This window comes from Streptomyces sp. 13-12-16 (assembly GCF_002114215.1).
GTDB lineage: Bacteria > Actinomycetota > Actinomycetes > Streptomycetales > Streptomycetaceae > Streptomyces.
On sequence record NZ_NCTE01001057.1, the window covers coordinates 1 to 2,661 of the forward strand.

At 74.2% G+C, this 2,661-nt stretch carries 3 protein-coding genes; all 3 read right to left on the minus strand.

Features of this window, described 5'->3' with window-relative positions; translation table 11 throughout:
* Positions 1-141: 141 nt before the first annotated feature.
* Entirely contained in the window at positions 142-1,392 is a 1,251-nt protein-coding gene (locus tag B7767_RS35070) for a DUF6236 family protein (protein WP_256923674.1), read from the minus strand.
* 54 nt (positions 1,393-1,446) lie between these two features.
* On the minus strand, positions 1,447-2,097 hold the full coding sequence (locus B7767_RS35075) for a type VII secretion system-associated protein (RefSeq protein ID WP_256923675.1): 651 nt from the start codon (positions 2,095-2,097) through the stop codon (positions 1,447-1,449).
* Positions 2,094-2,661 (minus strand): hypothetical protein (locus B7767_RS46800; protein WP_179167419.1); only part of this gene is annotated, 568 nt, incomplete at its 5' end. The genes B7767_RS46800 and B7767_RS35075, both read right to left, overlap by 4 nt.

A 2,661-nucleotide genomic window follows, 5' to 3' on the forward strand; every position in this document is an offset into this window, starting at 1 on the left:
GGGGGGGGGGGGGGGGCGCCCCCCCGCCGCAGACACCCGCGACGGCGCTTCTCCTCCGGCGGGAGGCGACCGTTCGGCCGACGGTGACTGCCGGAGCCATCGGGCGGCCCGCACCGCACGGTCCCGCCCCGCGCGTTCTGCTCACCCGCCCGTACCGGCGCTCCGTCGCAGGGCGCGCCCGATGCGGCGGACCGCGGTGGTGGGTCTCAGCCCGCGCTCGACGCGCAGGAGGAAGCTGACCGGGGAGGAGGCGAGTGCTGCGTCGCGCTGTCTCCGGGCTCCGCCGAGGATGCCCACGGCTGTCGCGCCGACACCGGCCACGATGCCCGCCGCGCTGCCCGCCACGGTGCCGCCGACCGTGCCGATCAGTCCGCTCGCCAGGGCCGCCGAGGTGGGGGTGTCGAAGGTGGTGCTGACGGAGGTGGTGATCGTCTGGAGGCCGACACCCTTCATGGCCTCGCGCAGCTTCACCAGCTCGACTTCGAAGTCCTTGTGCACCGCCTGCCGCACGTACATGTCCAGTGCCTGCGGACTGCGGATGTCGGCCAGTTCCTCGCGCAGGTCCGCCGCCGTCCGGGCGATGGCGTCCATGTAGGCGAAGAACTCCGGTTCGTACTTCTTGCGGAGTTCCACGATCTTCTCGGCGGGCACCCCGGCAAGCCGTGCGGGGAGCACGCACCGCACCGACAGCACCCCGACCCGTCCTGCCAGGTCTCCGGTTCCGACCGGGGCCGGGGCACCGCCCAGGAGGACAGCCGCCATCCGTTCGGCGTCCCAGGGGTCGACGGCCGTGTGGGCGGCCTCCTGGTCGGTGACGGGGAGGAAGGCGGTGCGGCCCGCGAGTTCGGCGGTCAGCGCGCACTTGTAGACCCAGGCGAGCGCCGGGTCCACCCCGACCCACGCGTGGTACGTGTCACGGTCGACCGTGTTGCGCACCCGCCGCACCGCGAGTCCGGTACCGAACAGGGTTTCCCTCAGCTCCGGCGACATCTCCTCCGGGTACAGGCCGGCCAACGGCCGGCCCCCGGACGGGACGAAGCGCGCGTGGTCGTCCACGAACGCCTGGGTGCCGGGCGGCGAGGGTTCGGCGTTCACCACGTCCACGGCGTCCGGTCCGCCGGTGCCGTGGACACCGAAACGGCTCCGCACCTCCGCACCGCGCTCGTCCACGAGCCGCAGCAGATGCCGTGACGCCGCCTCGACGGCCCCGGCGGGGTCGATGTCCTGGATGAAGCCGAGATCCTCCCGCAGGACACGGACGTGGTCCGGGTCCGAGACGCGGAAGCCCCGGGGCACCACGCGGGCCATCTCCGGTAGGTACAGCGCGGCGGCCTTGATCCACGCCGGATCACGGAAGTGGACGTACGGGTAGTACAGACCGGTGCGCTGCACGGACACGCTCCTTCGTGGAAGTACCCGAGCCCTGTGGGCCGTCACCCGGTGATGTTAGTCAGGGGGACCGGGTGTGTCGGCCGGTCGTTTTCCGTCCGCGATCGTCTCCGCGAGCTGGTCGGACTCCAGCACGCTGCCCGCGGGGCCGGCCGGGTTGACGTAGAGCGCGTGGCCGGGGGGCAGGCGGTCCAGGAGGGCCGGGACGGTGACGTGGTCGAAGGCGAAGCCGCCCACGGCGTTGAGGTGGGGTGAGGCTGTGAAGACCGGGACGACGAGCCCGCCGTCCTCCACCGCGGCGGTCACCAGGGACCCGTCCGGCAGGGTCAGCACCGCCACCTCCGCGGTGGCCAGGGCGCGCAGGACGTCCTCGGCCGGTCCATAACCGGTGACGGCGAGCTGGAGGGCTTCGTCGACGTCGTCGGTGGGCTCGGGCCAGCCGAGCGACTCCGGGGAGGGGCGGTACGCCTCGTTGTCCTCCCACTCCTCGATCTCGCCGGTCGGCCCCGTGCGCCAGCGGCCGACCACGACCCGGTCGGGCGGCACGCCCTCGCCGTCCCAGCCGGGGTCGATCATGCTGATCCAGTGGTCCGGCGCGAGCCGTGCGGCCTCGACGATGTCGTCGGGGGGCGTGGGCACCGCCGTCCCGCCGCGCTCGGTCGTCCCCTTCGCCGGCACGCTCTCTCCACCGACGTCCATGACGGTCATTCGTCGCTCCACTCGTCCACCGGTCCGAGGATCTCCCGGAACCGGGCGGCGAGGCGCGCGACCGTCCGGGGGTCCGTTCCTTCCGCCGCCAGCAGGTCGGCGAGGCGGCGCACCGCGTCACGGTACGCCTCCGCGGCGTACCGCCAGTCCGCGAGCACGGAGTCCGCATCGCCCGGCAGGAGCAGCCCGAGGGCCGTCTCCCACGTCCGGGCGGCGTCGGGGCCCGGGGTCGCGGTCTCGAAGTCCGTGAGGGCCGAGCGCCAGATGCGGCGCGACACCGCGGCCGCGACGGCGCCGAGGGTGTCCGGCCACGGGCCGGGGCGGGCCAGCAGCAGCCGCACCTGGTCGAGCGGCGGCAGCCCGCTGCCCCGGACGCCTCCGCCGAGCTGTGCCTCGACGTCCATTCCGGGAGTGATGCCGATGCCCGCGTCCCTCAGTTCGGCCAGGGTGACGAGCTCGGTGCCGGTGAACCCCGGCGGGTTGCCCGGCAGGTCCTCCGCGCTCACCAGGCCGGCGATCCACCGGCGCCGGGCCTCCTCGGACGGCGGCGCCTGGAGCGGGGTG

Coding starts and splice junctions, on each gene's coding strand:
- B7767_RS35075 (WP_256923675.1), bottom strand. CDS start 2,097: ATGACCGTCATGGACGTCGGTGGAGAGAGCGTGCCGGCGAAGGGGACG.